The following is a 22,185-nucleotide window of genomic DNA, read 5'->3' as shown; positions in this document are numbered from 1 at the left end:
CGGTGGGCGTCTTCGTATTCAGCTATCGAAGTTGCCTTCATCTACGGTGAAGGCAATGGACCGCATCGTGTGAACTGCAAGGCGGCGCACATCGGGTCGCGCCGCCTGAGACGATGATGACGCAGCCTAGATCCCCCGCCCGGTAACGTGCGAGGCAGCAGTCACCCGTTGCAATGGACCCGGTATCAGTATCAAGGAGCGGCACGCATGAAGATCGAAGTGTGGCAGGGCGACATCACGACCCTGGCGGTGGATGCGATCGTCAATGCGGCCAACGAATCCCTGCTTGGCGGTGGCGGTGTGGACGGCGCGATCCATCGCGCGGCCGGCCCGGCGCTGCTGGCCGAATGCCAGGCCCTGCCCGAGATCCGCCCGGGCATGCGCTGCCCTACCGGCGAGGTGCGTGCCACGGCGGCCTACAACCTGCCGGCCCGCCACGTGATCCATACGGTGGGCCCGGTGTGGCAGGACGGCCAGCGCGATGAACCGGCCCTGCTGGCCAACTGCTACTGGAAGTCGCTGCAGCTGGCCGAAAAGCTGGACCTGCAGTCGATCGCGTTCCCGGCCATCAGTTGCGGCGTGTTCGGCTATCCGCTGCACCAGGCGGCACAGGTGGCGGTGACCGAAACCCTGGCGTGGCAGCGCAGCCATGCGCAGCCCAAGCGGATCGTGCTGGTTGCGTTCAACACGGCCACCGCGAAGGCCTACCTGCAGGCACTGGCGACGGCAGGCCAGAGCGCTGACGAACCGCGCCCACTGGTGATGCCACCACTCGGCGATGCAGGCTTGGCGGCCTCGCATTGAGCGAAAACGGCTGATGCACGAAAAACGCCGGCACTGCGCCGGCGTTTTTTTTCATGCGTTGCCGATCACGGACAGACCTGGGTGACCTGTGCGGTGCAGCTCAGCCCACCGCCCGCGGCGGGATACTGACCACCACAGGAAATCGAGACCGTGCCCGGTCCCGACGATGCAATGGTCTGGCCGGCCGTCATCGACGCGTTGGCGCCCGGCGCCTGGATGCCGCAGGTGGTGCCGTTGGTGCCGCCGGTGGCCGAGACGCACTGGATGGTGGCGTTGGCTTTCACGGCCGCCAGGCCGCGATACGAGTTGCCACCGCTGGCCGCGCCGGAAATCGTCTGCGATGCCGTGCACACCGTATCGTCGATCTGTGCCGTGCAGCTCAGCCCCCCAGTGGCGGGATACGTCCCGTTGCAGTTGAGGACGACGTTGCCGGCGCCGGTGGTGCCAATGGACTTCCCTACTTCAACAACGCCGTTCCAACCCGGGGCCTGCACACTGCAGCGCGGGATGGTGCCAGCACTGCCCCCGGAGGCCTGCGTGCAGGTGATCCGTGAGGCCGACGTGGCAATGGCATTGCCGGATGTGGAGCCGCCGTTGCGGGTACTTGCGGTAATGGTCTGGGTGGCTGCGAACGCGGCGCCTGCCAGCAGACCGCCCGCAACGAGCGCTACCAGCACACCGGGAAACAGTTGACGCTTCATCATCACTCCTACTCCTGTTGGAAAGAACATTCCCTTGGATGACACATGGAGAAGCCGGAACGCCGAACCGCAACCGGGCGCAGGACGCGCCCTTCCGTACACCACCCCCGGCCATCGTGGACCGTGCGTACAGATGCAAAAGCAATAGCTTGTATGCATCTCAATGCAGCCTACTGCGCATTGCGTCAATCGAAACGTGAACTGTGTTCTATTTCCACCTGCGTACCGCCGATAGTGTTTGCGCTGTAGCAGATGGGCATGGCGCAGGGGTAGCGCAGCCGTTACCGCCGCCAACACGGAGAATGGTATGAGCAAGGGAAACACGCTGCGGGTGGGCAGCCTGGTGGTGATCGTGCTGCTGGCCGGCCTCTGGTTGGTCGTGCAGCCGCGCTCGCTGGCCCGCATGCTCGGCACGGGCGAACCCGCAGATGGCCTGGCAGCGTCAGCCACGCCGGGATCTACCCGACCGACGTCACCGCTCAACGGGCGTGACGCGGGTACGCCAGATGCACGGTGGGTAACGCCCTCGACGCCGCCCGCGGCCAACCCAGCCCCCTACCTCGCGTTTGAATCGGCGATGTTGCAGGGCTCGGAACTCTCCTTCGACCAGGCCATGCTTGCGTTGAAGGGCGACGCGTTCGATCACTACCTGGCGTTGATCGCGCAGCAGTCGATGCGTGTTCCGGAAGCGGCGGAACTGACCGACGCGTATTCCCGGAACCTGCAAGCCGCACTGAAGGAAAATCCGGCGCTGTCGATGCAGAATTTTGCGTGCGGACTGAGCCTGTGCGCGGGCACGATCTCCACGGGCGGCCGCGCTGACGCGGCGCAGGTCGAGCAGTGGCGGCAGTCGCTGTCGCTTGCCGGTAACACGCCCGCCTATTCGATGATCGACGTAACGGTGCCCGGCAAGGACGGGCGCGTCGAGCACCGCTTCATCTTCTCTTCCGATGCCAGCATCAACGGTATCCACGGGCCGTCACTGCCCTAGTACGGCGTGCCGTTGCCAGCGTTTTCAGCGCGCCGTTGCGTCTGCGCCGTACACCCAGTGCTGGAAGAACGGTTGCAGCGAGCGCCCTGCCGACTTTTCCATCGCGTGCTGGAAATCGAGGGTGGTCACCGAACGGCCGTCATAGGTGCGGGTGTAATCGCGCAGGCCGCGCCAGAATGCCTCTTCCCCCAGTTCACCGCGCAGCAGGTGCAGCACATACGCGCCCTTGCGATACACCACCGCCCGGTCGTCGCCGGTCGGCGCATCCCAGTTGGCATAGACCAGCGCATGATCGGCGCCTTTGGCGCGCAGCGCCTCCAACCGCGTGCGCCAGCCCTGCACCTGTGCCTGGTAGGCGGCCTCGCCCTGCGCATGCTGCAGGTAGGCGGCGGTCATGAAGTTGGCCATGCCCTCGTTGAGCCAGAAGTGTTCCCAACTGGCGCAGGTCACCCGGTTGCCCCACCACTGGTGGGCGGCCTCGTGCGCCATCAGCGCGGTGTCATCCGGATCGTCCAGCACGCCCTGTCCGTAGTCTTCGGACATCAGCGATAGCCCGGCCATTTCCTGGCCGATGGTACTTTCCACCAGTGCCTGCTGGTAACTCTCACCGCGGTAGGGCAGCCCGGCGCGCGCAGCGAAGAAGTCGAGCATGTCGCCGGTGCGGGCAAACAGCGTCTGCAGTTGTGCCGGGGTTCGATCCACCGACAGGAAGCGCAGTGCGATGGCATCGTGCTGGCGGGTGGCTTCCTGATAGCGCCCGGCCGCAAAGCCATACACGTACGCCGGCAGTGCGCTATCGGACGACCAGCGGTGTTCAATTCGTCCATCAGCCAGCGTGCGCGGTGGTTTTGCACGACCACTGCCGGCGGCCAGCAGACCGGCTGGTAGTGTGAGCGACAGATGCAGGCGGGCCCGCTCATCCGGCGCATCCACCGACGGCATCCATTGGCTGGTGGAGAACACGCTGTACACCTCGTCGCGCTCGGGGGCGAACTCCAGCCCGAAGCGGGGCGCGCCGGAGTATGCAATGCGAACGTTGCCGAAGGCGCCTGAAGGTATCGGCTCGGCCAGCGTGATCCGAAGGCGGCCGTTGGTCTGCTCGAACTGCAGCGCCCGCCCGCCCTGGGTGACCGAAGCTATGTCCAGCTCGCCGGCATCCAGGGTCAATGTCTGCACGCGCTGGACCGCGTCGAACCACACCGTCACTTTTCCCTGCAGGCGCTTTTGCTGAATGTCCGGCTCAAGCGCGACTTCGTAGCTGATGACATCAAACGCGCGCGGTGCAGACGCATGTGCACGCACGGCAAACAACAACGGCATCAACAGAAGCGCGTGCAACAACGAACGGCATGCCATCTTCGACTCCCTTCTCGCCCAGGCCTGGCGCATCCTGCCATGCCACGATGGATGCGTGCGGCACGCCATCACAATGGTGGTGGACCTGGAAACAAACCCGCGATGTTCGATGGAGTCGGCGGGTTGGGCGCTGGGGCCCCATGCCCTTGGAGGCGAAATAAAGGAGGAGGTGGCGGCCGCAGGCCGACGCCGGGGGACATTCGCCGGAAAGGGCATGGGGCCCCAGCGCCCAACCCGCCGACGGTTGCGCCTGGGCAGGGCGAAGAACCAAGAAAAATGCCGGCACAGGGCCGGCATTTTTTCAGGTGCGGTCAGGCCGGTATCAGCCGTTCCACTTACCCAGTGCCGCCTGGCCGTTTTCCTTGGCGCGGTCGTACACGGTCTGCTGTGCCTTGGCGATGTTGGCCTTGGTGTCCTTGGCCCACAGCTTCAGCGCGGCCTGCTGCATGGCGCGGCCGTAGGAGAAGCTCAGCGGCCACGGCAGGTTGCCCATCTGGTTCATGGCATCCAGGTGCGCGGTGGACTGCTCGTCGCTCTGGCCGCCGGACAGGAACACCACGCCCGGCAGGATCGCCGGCACCGTGCTCTTGAGGCACATCACGGTCGATTCGGCCACTTCCTCGACGTCGGCCTGCTCTTCGCAGCCCTTGCCCGAGATGACCATCGAGGCCTTCAGGATGGTGCCTTCCAGCAGCACGTTCTGCTGGTACAGCGCGTCGAACAGCGAACGCAGGGTGGCTTCGGTGACTTCGTAGCAGGTTTCGATGTCGTGGTCGCCGTCCATGATCACTTCCGGCTCGACCATCGGCACCAGGCCGCATTCCTGGCACAGCGCCGCGTAACGGGCCAGCGCGTGGGCGTTGGACTCGATGCAGGTGCCCGACGGGATGCTTTCGCCGATGTTGATCACCGCACGCCACTTGGCGAAGCGCGCACCCAGCTTGTAGTACTCCTGCAGGCGCTCGCGCAGGCCGTCCAGGCCTTCGGTCACCAGCTCACCGGGGCAGCCGGCCAGCGCATGGGCGCCCTTGTCGACCTTGATGCCCGGAATGATGCCGTTGTCGGCCATGTACTTGGCAAACGGCACGCCGTCCTTGGTGGACTGGCGGATGGTTTCGTCGTACAGGATCGCGCCGGAGATATGCTCGTTCAGCTTCGGCGTGGTCAGCAGCATTTCGCGGTAGGCGCGACGGTTCTCTTCGGTGTTTTCCAGGCCGACGCTGGCGAAGCGCTTGCCGATGGTGCCGGTGGATTCGTCGATCGCGATGATGCCCTTGCCCGGGGCGACCATGGCCTGGGCGGTTTCGGCCAGCTGTTCGATGCTCATGTATTTCCTGTGGCGGGTGCGGGAAAAACGCAATTATAGCGCCCGCCTCCCGTGAACTGACCGTCCACAGAATCTGGAAACGCTTTCAGATGCCCAACGCATGACGGCGCGACGTTTCCGCCGCGCCGCCGTGTGCTGCACTGCCGGGGTTTGCCCGGCAGTTTCCCTTACAGGTCGCCCAGACCGCTGGCGCGCCCGTCTTCACCCACTTCCAGCAGGCGCAGGGTGTTGGTGGCGCCATGGGTTTCCATGTGCTCGCCGCTGGTGAACACCACGCGGTCACCGGCCTGCAGCTGGTTGGCTTCCACCAGCAGGCGGATGCTGCCGCGGGCGGCTTCGCGCGGGGTGAAACCGCGGCTGTCGAAGTTGATCGGGAACACGTCGCGCATCAGCGCCATCTGGCGACGGGCGCCGTCGTGGCGGGTCACTGCGAACACCGGGGCCGACGCACGGAAGCGCGACAGGTAGCGCGCGGTGCCACCGGATTCGGTCATCGCCACGATCGCACGCACGCCCACGTGCTGGGACAGGAACATGGTGGCCATGGCGATGGCCTGGTCGGCACGTTCCAGGTTGCGCGGCGAGGCGCCGAAATCGGTCTCGGTCTGGAACTGGCGTTCGGCACCGAGGCAGATGCGTGCCATCGCTTCTACCGCCTTGACCGGGTACATGCCAGCGGCGGTTTCGGCCGACAGCATCACCGCATCGGTGCCGTCGATGACCGAGTTGGCCACGTCCAGCACTTCGGCACGGGTCGGGATCGGGCTTTCGACCATCGACTGCAGCATCTGCGTGGCGGTGATCACCACCTTGTTCTGGGCCAGCGAGGCCTTGATGATCTTCTTCTGCAGGCCCGGCAGTTCGGCATCGCCGATTTCCACGCCCAGGTCGCCACGGGCCACCATCACCACATCACTGGCGTCGACGATTTCTTCCAGGTTCTCGATGGCTTCGGTGCGCTCGATCTTGGACACCAGCGCGGCGTAGCAGCCATGCGATTCGGCGATGGCGCGCGCATCGTTCATGTCCTGCGCGTTGCGGCAGAACGAGACAGCGATGAAATCCACGCCGATCTTGGCCACGATGCCGATCAGTTCCTTGTCGCGCTCGGTCAGCGCGCCCAGCGACAGGCCACCGCCCTGCTTGTTCAGGCCCTTGCGGTCGGACAGCACGCCGTCGTTGAGCACGGTGTTGATGATGCGCTCGCCCTGCACTTCCAGGACCTGCAGCTGCATCAGGCCGTCGTCGAGTAGCAGCACGTCACCGGCCACCACGTCCTGCGGCAGGCCGAGGTAGCTCACGCCCACCTGGGTGGTATCGCCCGGGGGCGGGTTGGCCGAGGCGACCAGGTCGAAACGGTCACCGGCCTTGAGCTTGATCTTGCCTTCGGTGAAACGCTCGATGCGGATCTTCGGGCCCGGCAGGTCGGCCAGGATGCCCACTTCCACGCCCACGCGCTGCGCGGCGGCGCGCACGTCGGCGGCACGCTTGGCCTGGCCGGACGGGTCACCGTGGCTGAAGTTGAGGCGAACCACGTTCACGCCGGCGCGGAAGAGATCCTCCAGCACGCCCGGCGGGTCGGTTGCCGGTCCGAGGGTGGCAAGGATCTTGGTGCGACGCTGACGCTCAATCATGGTAAATGGGCTCCCGGGAAAGGATCGAAATTAGCACACCCTTCACGTCCCATGAATACGTTTACAGCCTTGGGGCAGCTGGCTCTTGCTGTTGTCCTGCAGACACCGGCGGACCGCCGGGCGGACATCGGTTGACGCCGAAATGCCGACAAGCCCCGACCCGGTTGGCTTTGCGCGGGACATGCGGCGGCGTACGGGACGCCGCCGCGTGCCTCAGGCGAGCAGCGTGAGCAGGTCGTCTGGCGTGTTTGCCAGATGTTGCGCACCGGCCAATTGCAGCTCTTCCGCGCCGCCGAATCCCCACAACACGCCAATATTGCGCATGGCGTGATGACGCGCGCCGGCAATATCCATGCGCCGGTCGCCGATCATCCAGCACTGATGCGGGGTCAGCGACAGGCGCTGCAGGGCTTCGGCGACCAGCTGTGGTTTCTCGCTGCGGCTGCCGTCGATCGTGGCCCCGATGACGTCCTCGAAGCAGCTGCCAAACGGCAGGTGGTCGATGATGCGGCGTGCGTGCGGCTCGTTTTTGGCGGTGACAATGGCCAGGCGGTGGCCGCGGCCGTGCAGTTCCTGCACGACCTGGCCGATGCGCGGATACACCTCGTGCTCGCGCCAGCCCACCACGTCGAAACGCTCGCGGTAGTAGGTGACTGCCTGTTCGACATCGGCCGGGTCGGCAAACAGCGGCGCGAAGCTGGTGCGCAGCGATGGGCCGATCCAGCGCCGCAGTTCCTCCTGCGGCGGGACCGGCTGGCCCATCTGGGTGAGCGCATGGGCCACGCACTGGGTGATGCCGACCGCCGAGTCGATCAGGGTGCCATCGAGGTCGAAGAACAGCGTTGGGCGCTGTTCGAAGGCGTGACGACCGAGGGTCATCAGGCGCCCCGTGCTTCCAGCGCGGCGACGGCCGGCAGGGTTTTGCCTTCCAGGAACTCCAGGAACGCGCCGCCGCCGGTGGAGATGTAGCTGACCTGGTCGGCGATGTCGTACTTGTCGACAGCCGCCAGGGTGTCGCCGCCACCGGCGATGGAGAACGCCGGGGAGGCGGCGATGGCCTGGGCCAAGGCCTGGGTGCCGTGGCTGAAGGACTCGAATTCGAACACGCCGACGGGGCCGTTCCAGACCACGGTGCCGGCCTTGGCGATGAGCCCGGCGTAGTGCTGGGCGGTGTCCGGGCCGATGTCGAGGATGAGGTCGTCTTCGGCGACGTCGGCCACGGCCTTCACGGTGGCTTCGGCGTCGGGCAGGAACTGCTTGGCAACGACGACGTCGGTGGGCAGGGGGATGTCGGCGCCGCGGGCCTTGGCGTCGGCGACGATTTTCTTCGCCGTGTCGAGCAGGTCCGGTTCGTACAGCGACTTGCCGACCGGGTAGCCGGCGGCGGCGATGAAGGTGTTGGCGATGCCGCCGCCGACAATGAGCTGGTCGACCTTGCCGACGAGGCTGGACAGCAGTTCAAGCTTGGTGCTGACCTTGCTGCCGGCGACGATGGCGAGCAGTGGCTGGGCGGGCGCGAGCAGGGCCTTGGCGAGCGCGTCCAGTTCGGCCATGAGCAGCGGGCCACCGGCGGCGATGGGGGCGAAGCGGATGACGCCATGGGTGGAGGCCTGGGCGCGGTGCGCGGTGCCGAAGGCGTCCATGACGAAGACGTCGCAGAGGGCGGCATACTTTTTGGCGAGCGTTTCGTCGTCCTTGCCTTCGCCGACGTTCATGCGGCAATTTTCGAGCAGGACGATGGAGCCGGGGGCAACGTCGACGCCGTCGACCCAGTCGCGCACGAGCGGGACCTGGACGCCGAGCAGCTGGGAGAGGCGCAGGGCCACGGGGGCAAGCGATTCGGCTTCGCTCCAGACGCCTTCGGTGGGGCGGCCGAGGTGCGAGGTGACCATGACGGCGGCGCCCTTTTCCAGTGCGAGCTTCAGCGTCGGCAGCGATGCGGTGATGCGCTGTTCGGAGGTGATGCGGCCATTCTCGATCGGTACGTTGAGGTCCTGGCGGATCAGCACGCGCTTGCCGGAGAGATCGAGGTCGGTCATGCGAACGATGGACATGGGCAACTCTTTGGCTGAAAAAGGAAAGGGCGCCACGCACGGCGCAGACGCCCATTGTCCCGGCTGCGCGGGTGCATCGCAAATTTTCGGGTGGAAACAGAAGCCAAAAGCCAAAAGCCGAGTCCAAGTCCAAGTGCAAGTCCAGAGCCCTACGGCCGATGCTCCTGCGCTGTGCGGGGGCCTGTGGGTTCACGGGACACGCTGCAAGTACGTCCCTGTAAGCTCCGTCGCCGCATCCATGCGGCTCAGGGTCCCGTGAACCCACAGGCCCCCACACTCGACAGTTGGTCGGCGCGCATGCAAAAGCCCACCGGTAGTGCCGGGCGCTGCCCGGCAGCCTCATCGTCATGAATGCGGAGGAATGGTGAGAAGCACGTCCACAAAGCGGCGCTCGGACACGTAGTGCCGGGCTCTGCCCGGCAGCTCTTCCCCCACCGCCAACGCGGTGAACCGTCCGGAGGTGGCCGGGTGGCCTTGCCCAGGACCGTGTGTTGCCATGGATGGCAACACCGAGCCCCCAAGGACGGGTTTACGGCGTGTCCTGGGCAAGGCCACCCGGCCACCTCACCGCAGGAACAACCAAAGCGCCGCCTTAGCCGTCAGCAAAACAACAACAATCAACCAGCAACGTCCCCAGGCTTCTGCCGCAGCACGCTCACCGCAAACCCGCCCACGATCAGCACGCCCAGCACCAGCAGCCCCCACAGCAGCCACCGCTTCCAGTCGCGCTGCGTGGCCACGGCGGCGGCGCCGCCCAGGACCTGCGCCTGCCCCTGCAGCGTCGCGGCGGCCGGCTGCCATTGCGCGCCTTGCTGCTCGCGCAGTTGCGCGATCACCGTGCCCACCGGCGCATCGCTGCGGCGCGCGCGCACGCTGCCGGCGGCCACGCTGTACGGCGGCTCGCCCTGGCTCAGGAACACCAGGGCCTCGGGCTGGTAGCCCAGTTTCAGCGTGGGCGCCTGGTTCGGCTCGGCCTGCGCCGCCACCAGCTTCCAGTAGCGGTCGCGCGTGGGCACCGGCAACGATTGTGTCTGCGACCGACGGCGTTCGGCGGCGTCCTGCACCTGGTAGGCCACCCACGGGCCTGCGCGTACCTGCCACGGCTGCGCGGCATCGTCGCGGCTGAGCAGCGTCCACTGCACGACGCTGTTGTCGGCCGTGCTGATGTCGACCTGCGAGATCGGGAAACGCCCCTGCAGTTGATACTCGAACTCGCCCGGCTTGCCGGCGGCGCCACCCAACGATTCCCAGCGCCAGTTGATCGCCTCCAGCGCCGGTGCCAGTTCCGCCTGCACGTTGGACAGCACCGGCAGTGCATCGGCACCGATCGGCAGGATGCGGAAATAGCGCGCCTGGCGGCCGATCTCGATGCGCCGCTGCTGCAGCCGCCGCCCATCGTGCTGCAGGTCCACCAACGGTACGTCGTCGGCAATGCGCTGCCACTGTTGAAGATCGTCGCTGGCCTCCACCCGTACCCGCGCCTGCAGCGACGACTGCGCCTGCCAGTCCAGCCGCAGCGCCTGCACACCCACTTTCAGCGCACTTGCGTCCACCAGCCACCCTGCGGCCTGCGCACTGCCGGCACCACTGCGGCCCAGCCGCGCTTCCACCCGGCGCACGCTGCCGTCGGTGTTGCGTTCGGTCAGCAGTTGCAGGTCATCGGCACCGGCACCGGCCATCGCCGGCAGCGGGAACCAGGCCAGGTCCTGCCACTGCGCAGGACGCGCCAGCGGCTGGTCGGCACTCAGCAACGTGGTCGGCAGGGCCTGGCCCTGCGCGTTGAACACCTGCACATCCGCCAGCCTGGGCGACACCGCGCTGCGGTATACCGCCTCGTCCAGCATCACCCGGTAAGCGCCGGCCTGCGGCTGGGACAGCTGCAACGGCCATTGCTGGCGGTAGTCCTGGCGCGCATCGGCGGCCTGCGCCAGCGACGGCACCGCGGCAAGGGACAACACAGCGATCAGGGTGCGCAACGTCATCACGACTGAGACTCCACGGTAGCGTCCGGCGCGCGCGGCGGTGCCGGTGCGAGGTAGCCCACGACCGTGCACAGCAGGCCGTAGGCGATGAAGGAGGAAATGCCCAACAGGTTGCCCAGGTGTTGGCGGTCGATCAGCACCAGCTTGGCCAGCACCACGCCCATCAACACCGCGCCCACCAGCCACAGGGTGCGCTGGCCACGGCGCGAGCCCCACACCCAGCTGATCACGCCGAGCACGCTCCAGACCACGGTGAGGCTGGTCTGGGCCAGGGTCGAGGACCACAGTGCGTCGTTCCACGGCACCGCGCCCCAGTGGTGCACGCTGTGCAGGGTGGTGCTGGTGAGCAGGGCGAAGCCGGCGATGGCCAGCACCGGTACGCGCCGGCCCCGCAGACCGGCCGGTGCCGGTGCCGACCACAGCCAGCGTGCCGCCAGGGCGAGCACCGCCAGCTGCGCCAGTTCCATCGGATTGAGCAGGGGCAGCCACGGCAGCGGTGCCGGCGAGGCCGGTTGTATCAGCAGACATAGCCAGCTCACGCCCAGCACCCCGAACAGCGTGGCGGTAAGTGCGGTGCGCAGCACGTCGAAGCGTGCACCCAGCGGCATCGCCAGCCACGGCCAGCGCAGCAGTGCGGTGGCGGCCACCAGTAGCCACGGCAGCAACGCCAGCGCCAACGACCAGCCCTGCGCCAGCGCGAAGCGGTCGGCCAGCCACATGCACGCCAGCGACACCACGCTGGGCCACAACAACCACCAGCTGAACTGTGCGGCCAGCGCCACCCGGTCCTGCCCACCGCGCAGGCACCACAGGCTGCGCACGCCCAGCACCGCGAACACGGCCCAGGCCAGCGCGCCGTAGCCGGCGAACGGCTGCTGGTGCACGTCGGCCTGCCACAGCGCCAGCGGGAACGCGGCCAGCAGCATCGCCAGCGTGGTCAGCACCAGCGCGCGGGCTGGCGCGCGCCGATGCACTTCGGCCGCCACCCAGGCGCTGAAGGCCACCGCGATCAGCAGGGCGTCCGGGCGGCTGTCGCGCGCGACGAAGCGGCCCACCTCGTGGATCACGCCGCCCAGCCACCACAGCAGGCCCCACAGGTAATACACGATGGCGGGCGAATCCTGGCGTGCACGCCGGTAGCACCACGCCGAGGCGAAGCCGGCCACGGCCAGCAGCAGCCCGCTCATGAAGGTGGGGTTGGCGATCGCGGTGGCATCGGTGTGCCAGTAGTCGGCGCCGACCACGAACCCAAACGCCGCCCCCAGCTGCAGCAGCGCGCCGGCGATCTGGGGCAGCCACCGCTTCTGGCGCAGGCCCAGCCAGACCAGCCCGGCGCCTTCCAGCGCGAACACGCTGGCGGTGGCGCGCGCAGACAGCGCCAACGGTACCGCCAGGGTGGCAAAGCCCACGGCCAGCACCGCGTGCGACTGGCCCAATGCGGCGTAGCGCGCGCGCCGGATCAGCGCCCAGCCGAGCACCGCGTACAACGCCGCCAGGCCCAGGGCACACAGGGCCAGTGCAAGCCGGTCGTCATGCAGCATGCCGGCCTGCAGCGAGAAGGCGATCAGCGGCGTACCGAACACCAGGCTGCCGTCGACCAGGTCGCGCTTTTCCGCCGGCTGCCGGCGTGCATACAGGATCGGAATCAGCAGGTAGAAGGCGAAGAACAGCAGCAGGAACGGCTCGGTGCTGCTGAACTTGTCGGCGTTGTACTGCAGCACGCCCCATGCAGTGCCGATGCCGAAGGTGAAGGCAAACCCGAGCAGGTTGAGTACCCGCCACGGACGCCACCAGGCAATGGCGAGGATCGCCGCGTTGAGCACCGCGTAATACGAGAACAGTGCGACGTGGTTGCCGCTGCCGGTGGACAGCCAGATCGGCGCCATGAACCCGGCCAGGATGCCGAGCACCGCCAGCGTGCGCGAATTCTGCACGACCGCCAGCACGCCCATGCCGGCGATCAGCAGCACGCTCATCGCAAACGCCGGCAGGGCATCGATCAGGTCGTAGCGCTTGAACGCGGCGAAGACGGTCAGCAGCAGCACGCCGATCGCCCCGCCCTGAAGGGCCAGCGCGAACAGGCGCCGGCGGTCGCGCTGGACCCAGCCGAACACCAGGCCGCCCAGCGCGGCAGCGGCAATGGCGGCCAGCCGCAGCTCGATCGGTGCGTTCAACCAGCCCTGGTCGCTGGCGTACTTGAGCAGCGCGGCGACACCGGCCAGCAGCACCAGCATGCCGATCTTGACCGGCACGTTGCCGTCGGTGAACCAGTGTTTGATGGCCCCCACAATGCGCTCGCCCAGGCCCGGCTCCGAAGGCGGTGGCGGCGCGCTCGGTGCCGGCGGCAGCGGTGGCGGCCGGCTGGGGGGCGCGGCGGGGGCCGGGTCAGTAGCGGCGGCAGATGCGGCCGCGGCCGATGCGTCCGGCATGGCCGGCCGGGTCAGGGTGGCCGGCGGTTGGGCAGCATCGGCAACCGGGACGCGTGCCTGGTAGGGCTGGTCGGCCCAATGCACCGAGCGCACCTCCGGCGCGTCGGCGTGTGCGGGGTCAGCGACGTTGGCCGGCCGGCCCTCGAACTGCTGCAGTTCCAACGCGGCAACCCGCCGACGCAGGCCGGCGATCATCACCAGCGCCACGATCAGCAGCACCGGGATCAGCAGCAGCACCACCGCTACCAAGGCAATCAACGCTTCCATTGCACGCCATCCTCATAGGGAAGCCCCGGCGGCCCTTGCCAACGCCATGCCGGTGGCACGCGGCCATGCTAATGGATCGGCGGCGGCTGCGGGCGGTCGCCCGCCCGGACCGGTTGCACCCCGGAAACGACGAACCCCGGCACAGGGCCGGGGTTCGCAGGGACTACCGATGACGCGCCGCGCTTACTTGGCGGCAACAACCTTGGCCATTTCCAGGCACTTGTTGGAGTAGCCCCATTCGTTGTCGTACCACGACACCAGCTTGACGAAGGTGCTGTCCAGCGCGATGCCGGCATCGGCGTCGAACACCGAGGTGTGGGTCTCGCCGCGGAAATCGGTGGCCACTACCTTGTCTTCGGTGTAGCCCAGGATGCCCTTCAGCGCGCCTTCGCTCTGTGCCTTCACTTCGGCGCAGATCTCGGCGTAGGTGGCTTCCTTTTCCAGTTCGACGGTCAGATCGACCACCGACACGTCCGAGGTCGGCACGCGGAAGCTCATGCCGGTGAGCTTCTTGTTCAGTTCCGGAATCACCACGCCCACGGCCTTGGCTGCACCGGTGGAGGACGGAATGATGTTCTCCAGGATGCCGCGGCCGCCGCGCCAGTCCTTGTTGGACGGGCCATCGACGGTCTTCTGGGTGGCGGTGGCCGCATGCACGGTGGTCATCAGGCCGCGCTTGATGCCCCACTTGTCGTTGATGACCTTGGCCAGCGGGGCCAGGCAGTTGGTGGTGCACGAAGCGTTGGAGATGATGGCCTGGCCGGCGTAGGTGCTGTCGTTCACGCCGAACACGAACATCGGGGTGTCGTCCTTGGACGGCGCCGACAGGATCACCTTCTTGGCGCCGGCATCGATGTGCTTCTGCGCGGTGTCCTTGGTCAGGAACAGGCCGGTGGATTCGATGACGACGTCCACGCCGACTTCGTCCCACTTCAGGTTGGCCGGGTCGCGTTCCTGGGTCAGGCGGATCTTCTTGCCGTTGACCAGCAGGTCGCTGCCGGACACTTCCACGTCGGCCTTGAAGCGGCCATGCACGGAGTCGTACTTCAGCATGTACGCCAGGTAGTCCGGCTCCAGCAGATCGTTGATGGCGACGATTTCGATGTCATTGCCGAAGTTCAGCACGGCCGAGCGCAGCACGTTGCGCCCGATGCGACCGAAACCGTTGATGCCAACCTTGATTGCCATGTTCACAAGCTCCTGCAGCCGCGACGGTGCGGCGCCGATGGAAAGGGGCGCTCATTCTAGCAGGGCCAGACCGGACCCGGTCCCCGGGAGGCGAATGGGAACCGGTTACATGTGGAATTTCCTGGATTGATCCGGATCAAGGCGCGGCGGGCCCGGGACGGGAAAACTGGCCCCATTCCACCCGCAACGAGACACCCTCATGCGCAACACCTCCCCCCTCCTGCTGTCCGCCCTGGCCGCCGCACTTGCGCTGGCTGCCGCCCCGGCCATGGCCCAGTCCAAGGGCGACTGGACGATCGGTGCCGGCGTGCACCAGGTCGCCCCGAAGTCCAACAACGGCTCGCTGGCCGGCGGCACGCTGAAGGTGGACGTCGACAACGACGTCAAGCCGACCATCACCGGTGAGTACTTCATTGCCGACAACCTGGGCATCGAGATCCTGGCCGCGCTGCCGTTCAAGCACGACATCAACATTGCCGGCCTGGGCAACGTGGGCAGCACCAAGCACCTGCCGCCGGTGGTGTCGCTGCAGTACCACTTCAACAGCAAGGGCAAGGTGTCCCCGTTCGTGGGCGCCGGCATCAACTACACCACTTTCTTCAGCGAGAAGACCAGCGGCGCGCTGGCCGGCAGCAAGCTGAAGATGGACGACTCCTGGGGCCTGGCCGCCCATGCTGGTCTGGATTTCGCGATCAACGACAAGGGCTCGCTGCGCGTCGATGTGCGCTGGATGGACATCGACAGCAAGGTGAAGCTCGACGGCGAGAAGATCGGCACCGTCAACATCGACCCGCTGGCCTACGGCGTGTCCTACGTGTTCAAGTTCTGATCGGCGGATCAGCACTGACAAGCGCAACACCCCTCGCAGCAAGCGTTTATCCCCGGCTTCGGCCGGGGATTTTTTTGGTTCTTCTCCCGTTTGCGCAATAGCCACCAAAACCAGAGCGGCGAGTGCGTGCCTGTACGTGTGTGGTCAGGTGCGGGTGGAGGGGCGGGACACGCCGCAAGTACGTCCTTGTAGCAACTGTGTTGCTGGAGGAGGCTTCGGCCCCTCCAGCAGACGGGCACGGTAGTGCCGGCCGCTGGCCGGCAGCCGTTGGAGATGTGCCCGGGCGCGCTTCAGGCGGGGATCGGTCCGCTTTGAGCGTCGCGCACGCGGGCGTTGAGGATCACCAGCATCTTTCGCATTACCGCCACGATGGCTACTTTGGCCTCCTTGCCGCGGGCCCGTAGCGACCGGTAAAAGTCCCGTATGCGCGGTTCGTGCTGCAGGGCTGACATGCCGGCCATGTAAAGCACCTGACGGATCTCGGCTCGACCGCCGTGGATGCTTCGTTTTCCACGCATCGTCCCGCTGTCGTGGGACATCGGCGCCACGCCCACCAGGCTGGCGATGGCCTTTCCACTGATATGGCCCAGCTCAGGCAGGTAGCTGGCCAGCACCGCCTGTACCACCGGCCCCACGCCCTTCATCGACTTCAGAACCGTGAGCTGGGGCTGTTGAGCGAGCTGCTCGGCAATCTGCTTTCCCAGGCGTTTGACCAGTGTCTTCAGGTGGGTGATGTTGGCCTGCAAAAGCCGGCGCAGTTCACGATCACCCACCATTTCCTGCTGCTGTCGCGCGACGGCCAAGGCCTGGATCATCTGTCGACGTGCCCGCACAAACTCCCGCAGTTTCTGCTGCCAAGCCTCCAACGGCTGATAGGCCGGCAGCTTCACCAGCGTGGCCATCTGTGCCAATGCATAGGCATCCAAGCGGTCGGTCTTGGCCCTCTGGCCCAGCCCCTGAGCAAGCTTCCGCGCCCGCAAGGCATTGGCCCGAACCACCGGATGACCGGCCTTGTGCAGAAAATCCAGCACAGGCTGTTCGTAGCCACCGGTGGCCTCCAGCACGATCTGGTTACTCGGGCGCTGCCTCAGCCAGAGGTCCAATTCAGCGAAACCGGAGGGGTCATTGCTGACCTGCAGGGTTTGGCCGTCGGAGGTTCCAACATCCAGCCGGCGCTTGCTTACATCAATCCCGATCCCGTTCATCGCCCGACTCCGTATAGTCTGGAAGGGTCGAGAGCTCCCCCGCTTGCCCAGTCTTATCGCTTCGAGTGACAGCTCCAGCAACTGTTCGGGCGGATCAAGGGAGATTCCGGCGTGGGCGCCAAGCTACACGGCGATCGTCGAGATCCAGGCTCACACGGCGGCCCACGCCGGCTCTCGACACCTAAACTGCCAGATTCCGGTCAGATAAGGCTCCGCCACCGCATCCATGCGGTGGAGGGTCCCGCCCCTCCACCCGCACCTGCCCTTGGACACGCTATCGGCATGCAAAGAAGTGCAGAGCCCGTCGTTGGGCGCCCTTGGCTCTCTCCTAGGCCACCAGCCAAGTGTCGAGGGCCGGGGTGGGTGGGATCACGGGACCCTGAGCGCCATGGATGGCGCGACGGAGCTTACATGGACGTACTTGCAGCGTGTCCCGTGGTCCCGCCCACCCCGGCACAGCCTCGGTGCAAGCAGGGTCAGGCTTCTGCCTCTCGCGCATTTGGGAAGGACCTTTTGGGGATCGAAAGGCAGCCACCCATGGGGTGGCTCTACCTCGGTGCAAGAAGATGCCGGGCTGCGGCCTGCGCATGCAGCGCTGCCGTGTCGAACAGCGGTACGGTGGCATCCTCGTCGCCCACCAGCAGCATGATCTCGGTGCAGCCCAGGATGATCGCCTGCGCACCGCGGTCCACCAGCCGCTGCATCACCGCGCGGTACACAGCGCGCGATGAATCCAGCACCCGCCCCTGCACCAGCTCCTCGTAGATGATCCGGTGCACCTGCGCACGGTCGTCGGCGTCGGGCACCAGCACCTCCAGCCCGTGCCGCTGCGCCAGCCGCACCCGGTAGAACTCCTGCTCCATGGTGAAGGCCGTGCCCAGCAACCCCACCCGCGCAAGCCCCAGCGCGCTGATCGCCTCCCCGGCCGGATCGGCGATGTGCAGCAAAGGCACCTCCACCGCCGCCTGCACCTCGTCGGCCATCAGGTGCATCGTGTTGGTGCAGATCACCAGCGCCGTGGCCCCGGCCCCCTGCAGCCGACGCGCAACATCGACCATTGCCGCCGTGGCGGCGGCCCAGTCGCCCGCCCGCTGCATCGCCTCGATATCGGCGAAGTCGAACGACCACAGCAGCATGCGCGCCGAGTGCATGCCGCCCAAAGCATCGCGCACCTGCTCATTGATCATCCGGTAGTAGTGCGCCGAACTTTCCCAGCTCATCCCGCCGATCAGGCCCAAGACCTTCTGCACTGCCGCTGCTCCCGTAGTCGTCCAGGCCCCAGCCTATCGCCCGCGCGTGCCGCCAGCCAGATCCGGCCAAGCCGCCCCGCAGGCGGCCCGCTAGAATGAGGCCGATGAAGATCGCCTCCCTGATTCCGGCCACGGCCCTCGCCCTGGCCCTCACCCTTGTTTCCACCGATGCCCTGGCCTGGGGCGCACAAGGCCACCGCCTGGTCGCCCGCGTCGCCGAAACGCGTCTCACCCCGGCGGCCCAGGCCGAAGTGGACCGCCTGCTCGCCAGCGAGCCCGACCCCACCCTGCACGCCATCGCCCCCTGGGCCGACGAGCTGCGCGCCAAGGACCCGGGCCTGGGCAAGCGCTCGGCGCGCTGGCATTACGTCAACATCGGCGAAGACAACTGCCACTACGAAGCACAGAAGCACTGCAAGGGCGGCAACTGCATTGTCGACGCGTTGAAGGTGCAGACCGCGATCCTCGGCGACCGCAGCAAAAGCGATGCCGAGCGCGCCCAGGCGCTGAAGTTCGTGGTGCATTTCACCGGCGACATCCACCAGCCCATGCATGCCGGTTACGGCCACGACAAGGGCGGCAACGACTTCCAGGTGCAGTTCAACAACCGCGGCACCAACCTGCACTCGCTGTGGGACAGCGGCATGCTCAACGAGCTCAAGCTCGATGACGACCAGTACCTCAAACGCCTGATGGCCCTGCCCGCCCCCAAGCTGGGCAAGCGCTCCAGCATCAACACCGACGCCGTGCAGTGGGCCGAGGCCAGCTGCCGCATCGCCATTGCACCTGGCGTTTACCCGGGCAAGCGTACGCTGGCCCCGGAGTATGCCGCGACCTACCGCCCGGTCGCGGAACAAGAGCTGCGCCTGGCTGGCGAACGCCTGGCCGTGCTGCTCAACGCTACGCTGGGCAAACGCTGAGGAAATCCCCATGTCACTGCACGTCGCCAGTTTCTTCCACCCCGACAGCCATACCTTCAGCTACGTGGTGCATGATCCGGCGACGTTGCAGGCTGCGGTGATCGACCCGGTGCTGGACTACGACCCGGACACCGACGCGCTCGGTGCCGGGCCGCTGCAGCCGCTGCTTGCCCACGTGCAGGGCAACGCACTGCAGGTGCACTGGCTGCTGGAAACCCACGCCCATGCCGACCACGTCAGTGCCGGCCGCTGGCTCAAGCAGCACTGGCCACAGGCCACGCTGGCGATGGGCGACGGGATCGTGCAGGTGCAGAAGACCTTCGCGCCGCGTTACGCGCTGGAAGTGCCGACCGACGGTTCGCAGTTCGACCACCTGTTCGCCGATGGCGAGCATTTCGCACTGGGCGGCATCGATGCCGAGGTGATCGCGGTGCCCGGCCACACCAGCGACAGCGTGGCCTACCGCATCGGCGATGCGCTGTTCACCGGGGACTCGCTGTTCATGCCCGATGGCGGCACCGCCCGCTGCGACTTTCCCGGCGGCGATGCGGCGCAGCTGTACCGGTCGATCCAGCGCCTGCTGGCGCTCCCCGATGGCACCCGCGTGTTCATCTGCCACGACTACGGCCCCGGGGGGCGCGAGGTAGCCAACCAGACCACCATCAGCGAACAGCGCGCGCGCAACATCCACCTGCGCGATGGCGTCAGCGAAGCCGACTTCGTCGCCACCCGACAGGCACGCGATGCAACGCTGGCCGAGCCCGCGCTGATGCACCCCTCGGTGAAGGCCAACATCCAAGGCGGCCCACCAACGTAGAGCGGGGCTCTGCCCCGCTGCCTCACCGATCACGTAGAGCGGGGCTCTGCCCCGCTGCCTCAACGGTCACGTAGAGCGGGGCTCTGCCCCGCTGCCTTCCTCTGCCGCCGCGCAGCCACCCATGGGGTGGCTCTACCCGGTTGGTAGCGCAGCCACCCATGGGGTGGCTCTACCGCCCCTGGCGATGCACGGTCTGTTTGCCTTTCACGATCTCAAAGGTGAAGGCATACAGCAGGCTCACCGGCACCGGTTCAACGCGTTCTGCACCGGTGCAGTCACTGCGGTCCCCCGGCACGTGACCGGCCGGGTAGTGGCACACCGCCGCAGGCGAGTAACGCCACTGCGCCACCGCGGCCTGAGCCGCTTCCACCAGCGGTACGTTCTCGGGCATGCCGCCGGCCCTGCATTCGGCCCGGTCAAGCAGCGCCATGCTGCGCTCCACCTGGCCGTCGGCATCCACCACCACCTGCAGGCAGACCATCGTGGGGGCCAGCTCGCGGCGGGGATCGCGGTCGCCCAATACCGGGTCGGGGGCGGCATACAGTTGCGGCATCCGGTAGCCCTGGCTGGACTGCAGCTGATACGGCTGCACCGCGCCCGCCCCGCCGTCGCCATCACTCCGCAGGCGCTGCAGGTTTACGTTCTCCGTGCGGGTGTCCACCGTGTCTGTCGTGGTCAGCGGCTGATGAGCGGCACAGCCGCTCACCAGCAGTGTCAGCGTCACCGCCCGCAGTCCCTGCTTCACTGCGTCGGGGCCTTCTCGTTCATCTCGAACGTCATCGGAATCTTCAACGCCGAGGCAACGGCAGTTCCATTCCGGCGTGCCGGCTCGAAGGTCCATTCTTTCGCCGCCGCCACCGAGGCCGCGTCGAACACGCCGGCCGGGGTCGAACTGAGTACGCGGACGTTGCTCGCCTTGCCGCTGGCGTCCACCTCCACGCGCAGCACCACCTTGCCGGAGATGCCCTGGTCGAAGGCCGCTTTGGGATACGTCGGTGGCGTCGTGGTGCGCGCCTGGGCATCCACGTTACCTGCGGCGGCGTTGGCCTGCGCGGCCGGGCCGGTACTGGCCGACGGCCCCGCGCCTGCGCCGCCCTGGCTGGCCCACGCCACCGTTCCCATACCCACGCACAGCCCCATCACCAGCACCTGCCCGGTCATCCACGGCAGTGCTTTCCGCTTGTGTTCCTTCAACATGGCAATTCGCTCCTTCAACATCGGTTGGCTGCGCCAATGGCAGGCCATCGGTGCAACCGGGTGAACCAACTGCGCCTTGAGCAGCGCGTTGGCATAGAGCCGGCGCAGGGCCGGATGCGGGTCGACCGTGCGTGCGTCGCAGGCCAGCTCCTGGTCACGCAGGAACCGGCGCGCCGCCCACGGCAGCAGCGGATGGAACCAGAACACGCAGCGCAGTAGCGCCAGCACGGCGTTGGCCCAGGGATCGCCATGGCGGCGATGGCTGCGTTCATGCTGCAGAATCAGATCCTGTTCGGCCGGGCTGAAATCTGCCTCGAAGGCCGGGCCCACCACGATGCGCGGTGCCCACAGCCCCACCAACGCCGGCAGGCCGGGGTCGGCGCTGGCCTGCCAGGTGCCGTCGGCGCGCGGCCGCAACGTGCCCATGGCCCGCTCGAAGCGGCGTTGCGCGCGCCAGCTTGCACCGCCCATGCCCAGTGCCCCCAGTGCCCACGCCAGCAGCAGCAACCACGGCCACGCGGGCGCAGCGGGCACCACGACCGGGGCGGTCCAGGCGACAGCGGCGGCCAGCACCGGCAACGCATCGACCATCGGCCCCATCGGCAACGGCAGGTGCAGCGCCACCAGCAATACTGGCACGCACCACCAACTGCGATACACCAGCGCCGCCCCACCCAAGGCCAGCAACAGCGGTCGCAGCGCGGCCAGCAGCACCACCGTGATCGCCAGCCACACACTGGCCTGCAGGAGTGCGTTGAGCGACTCAGCCATGGTCCAGCCCCTCGATCAGCGCCTTGAGCTCGGCGATATCCTGCGAACTGAGTGCTCCGCGCTGGCTGAAGTGCGCCACCAGCGGTGCCACCCGCCCGTCGAACAGCTTGTCCAGCATGCCGCTGCTCTGCTCGGCCACCCAGGCCTGGCGCTGCAGCACCGGCGAGTAGAGGTAGCGACGCCCATCGCGGCTGGCGCTGATCGCGCCCTTGGTCAACAGCCGGTTGAGCAGGGTCTTGATGGTGGGCTCGGCCCAGTCACGCTCCGCCAGGGCGGCCACCACGTCGTCGGCGCCCAGCGGGTGGCTGCGCCACAACACGTCCATCACCACCGCTTCGGCTTCGCTGATCTGGCTCATCATTTACATCCGTAATCGACGTCCCGATTACGCCCGTAATCGAACAGCATGTCAACCCCTTCGACGGTCGGTTCATGCACCCGCTGCGAGGATCGGCGCATTGCC

Annotated in this window: 19 protein-coding genes; 5 read left to right on the top strand and 14 right to left on the bottom strand. The window is 67.1% G+C overall.

All coding sequences use genetic code 11. From position 1 onward, the window contains the following. Nucleotides 1-207 precede the first annotated feature (207 nt). Nucleotides 208-804: an O-acetyl-ADP-ribose deacetylase gene (locus DX03_RS04185; protein ID WP_038686576.1), complete on the top strand. Its 597-nt coding sequence runs from the start codon at nucleotides 208-210 to the stop codon at nucleotides 802-804. Nucleotides 805-869: 65 nt separating this feature from the next. Here the strand turns inward: DX03_RS04185 and DX03_RS04180 are convergent, their stop codons facing one another. Continuing rightward, nucleotides 870-1,505: a hypothetical protein gene (locus DX03_RS04180; protein ID WP_185753457.1), complete on the bottom strand. Its 636-nt coding sequence runs from the start codon at nucleotides 1,503-1,505 to the stop codon at nucleotides 870-872. A gap of 307 nt (nucleotides 1,506-1,812) precedes the next feature. Here DX03_RS04180 and DX03_RS04175 point away from each other — a divergent pair, with 307 nt between their 5' ends. After that, entirely contained in the window at nucleotides 1,813-2,496 is a 684-nt protein-coding gene (locus tag DX03_RS04175; RefSeq protein ID WP_038686573.1) for a hypothetical protein, read from the top strand. Between the two features lie 24 nt (nucleotides 2,497-2,520). Here DX03_RS04175 and DX03_RS04170 read toward each other — a convergent pair whose 3' ends face one another. The 8 genes from DX03_RS04170 to gap form a co-directional block, all read right to left on the bottom strand. Next, on the bottom strand, nucleotides 2,521-3,852 hold the full coding sequence (locus DX03_RS04170) for a M1 family metallopeptidase (RefSeq protein ID WP_244880179.1): 1,332 nt from the start codon (nucleotides 3,850-3,852) through the stop codon (nucleotides 2,521-2,523). A gap of 322 nt (nucleotides 3,853-4,174) precedes the next feature. After that, nucleotides 4,175-5,179 carry a class I fructose-bisphosphate aldolase gene (locus DX03_RS04165; RefSeq protein WP_038686571.1) on the bottom strand — a complete coding sequence of 335 codons (1,005 nt, stop codon included), beginning with the start codon at nucleotides 5,177-5,179 and terminating at the stop codon, nucleotides 4,175-4,177. A gap of 167 nt (nucleotides 5,180-5,346) precedes the next feature. Then, on the bottom strand, nucleotides 5,347-6,813 hold the full coding sequence (gene pyk, locus DX03_RS04160; protein ID WP_038686569.1) for a pyruvate kinase: 1,467 nt from the start codon (nucleotides 6,811-6,813) through the stop codon (nucleotides 5,347-5,349). A gap of 213 nt (nucleotides 6,814-7,026) precedes the next feature. Next, nucleotides 7,027-7,692, bottom strand: coding sequence for an HAD hydrolase-like protein (locus tag DX03_RS04155; RefSeq protein ID WP_051598739.1), 666 nt, complete (start codon nucleotides 7,690-7,692; stop codon nucleotides 7,027-7,029). Further along, nucleotides 7,692-8,867, bottom strand: a complete 1,176-nt coding sequence (locus tag DX03_RS04150) for a phosphoglycerate kinase (protein ID WP_038686567.1) — start codon at nucleotides 8,865-8,867, stop codon at nucleotides 7,692-7,694. Before DX03_RS04150 ends, DX03_RS04155 begins: the two co-directional genes overlap by 1 nt. 617 nt (nucleotides 8,868-9,484) lie before the next feature. Continuing rightward, nucleotides 9,485-10,849 carry a DUF3999 domain-containing protein gene (locus DX03_RS04145; protein ID WP_038686565.1) on the bottom strand — a complete coding sequence of 455 codons (1,365 nt, stop codon included), beginning with the start codon at nucleotides 10,847-10,849 and terminating at the stop codon, nucleotides 9,485-9,487. Further along, nucleotides 10,849-13,545 (bottom strand): DUF2339 domain-containing protein, encoded by a 2,697-nt coding sequence (locus tag DX03_RS04140; protein ID WP_038686563.1) that lies wholly within the window; start codon nucleotides 13,543-13,545, stop codon nucleotides 10,849-10,851. The genes DX03_RS04145 and DX03_RS04140 overlap by 1 nt, the downstream gene beginning before the upstream one ends. A 183-nt stretch (nucleotides 13,546-13,728) precedes the next feature. After that, entirely contained in the window at nucleotides 13,729-14,733 is a 1,005-nt protein-coding gene (gene gap / locus DX03_RS04135; RefSeq protein WP_038686561.1) for a type I glyceraldehyde-3-phosphate dehydrogenase, read from the bottom strand. Between the two features lie 199 nt (nucleotides 14,734-14,932). Here gap and DX03_RS04130 point away from each other — a divergent pair, with 199 nt between their 5' ends. Further along, the gene (locus tag DX03_RS04130) at nucleotides 14,933-15,562 is read left to right on the top strand and encodes an OmpW/AlkL family protein (protein ID WP_038686559.1); all 630 of its coding nucleotides are present in this window, start codon (nucleotides 14,933-14,935) and stop codon (nucleotides 15,560-15,562) included. A gap of 290 nt (nucleotides 15,563-15,852) precedes the next feature. On the opposite strand, the gene DX03_RS04125 is transcribed toward DX03_RS04130, so the two are convergent. Both DX03_RS04125 and DX03_RS04120 read right to left on the bottom strand, forming a co-directional pair. Next, on the bottom strand, nucleotides 15,853-16,767 hold the full coding sequence (locus DX03_RS04125) for an IS110 family RNA-guided transposase (RefSeq protein ID WP_038685553.1): 915 nt from the start codon (nucleotides 16,765-16,767) through the stop codon (nucleotides 15,853-15,855). Between the two features lie 548 nt (nucleotides 16,768-17,315). Further along, a complete protein-coding gene (locus DX03_RS04120; protein ID WP_081797144.1) occupies nucleotides 17,316-18,017 on the bottom strand; it encodes an aspartate/glutamate racemase family protein in 702 nt (233 codons plus the stop codon). Nucleotides 18,018-18,121: 104 nt separating this feature from the next. Here DX03_RS04120 and DX03_RS04115 point away from each other — a divergent pair, with 104 nt between their 5' ends. Next, nucleotides 18,122-18,937, top strand: a complete 816-nt coding sequence (locus DX03_RS04115; RefSeq protein WP_038686556.1) for a S1/P1 nuclease — start codon at nucleotides 18,122-18,124, stop codon at nucleotides 18,935-18,937. Between the two features lie 10 nt (nucleotides 18,938-18,947). Next, nucleotides 18,948-19,754: an MBL fold metallo-hydrolase gene (locus DX03_RS04110; RefSeq protein WP_038686553.1), complete on the top strand. Its 807-nt coding sequence runs from the start codon at nucleotides 18,948-18,950 to the stop codon at nucleotides 19,752-19,754. A 169-nt stretch (nucleotides 19,755-19,923) separates the two neighbouring features. Here DX03_RS04110 and DX03_RS04105 read toward each other — a convergent pair whose 3' ends face one another. The 3 genes from DX03_RS04105 to DX03_RS04095 are packed head-to-tail and all read right to left on the bottom strand — an operon-like array spanning nucleotide 19,924 to nucleotide 22,080. Beyond that, nucleotides 19,924-20,478, bottom strand: coding sequence for a hypothetical protein (locus DX03_RS04105; RefSeq protein WP_244880178.1), 555 nt, complete (start codon nucleotides 20,476-20,478; stop codon nucleotides 19,924-19,926). 17 nt (nucleotides 20,479-20,495) lie between these two features. Beyond that, nucleotides 20,496-21,722 (bottom strand): M56 family metallopeptidase, encoded by a 1,227-nt coding sequence (locus DX03_RS04100; RefSeq protein WP_038686551.1) that lies wholly within the window; start codon nucleotides 21,720-21,722, stop codon nucleotides 20,496-20,498. Continuing rightward, a complete protein-coding gene (locus DX03_RS04095) occupies nucleotides 21,715-22,080 on the bottom strand; it encodes a BlaI/MecI/CopY family transcriptional regulator (protein WP_038686549.1) in 366 nt (121 codons plus the stop codon). Before DX03_RS04095 ends, DX03_RS04100 begins: the two co-directional genes overlap by 8 nt. Nucleotides 22,081-22,185 lie beyond the last annotated feature (105 nt).

The sequence above is a fragment of the Stenotrophomonas rhizophila genome (assembly GCF_000661955.1).
Classification (GTDB): Bacteria; Pseudomonadota; Gammaproteobacteria; order Xanthomonadales; family Xanthomonadaceae; genus Stenotrophomonas; species Stenotrophomonas rhizophila.
The sequence above is the reverse complement of the archived record's forward strand: the minus strand, read 5'-3'. Positions and strand labels throughout refer to the sequence as shown.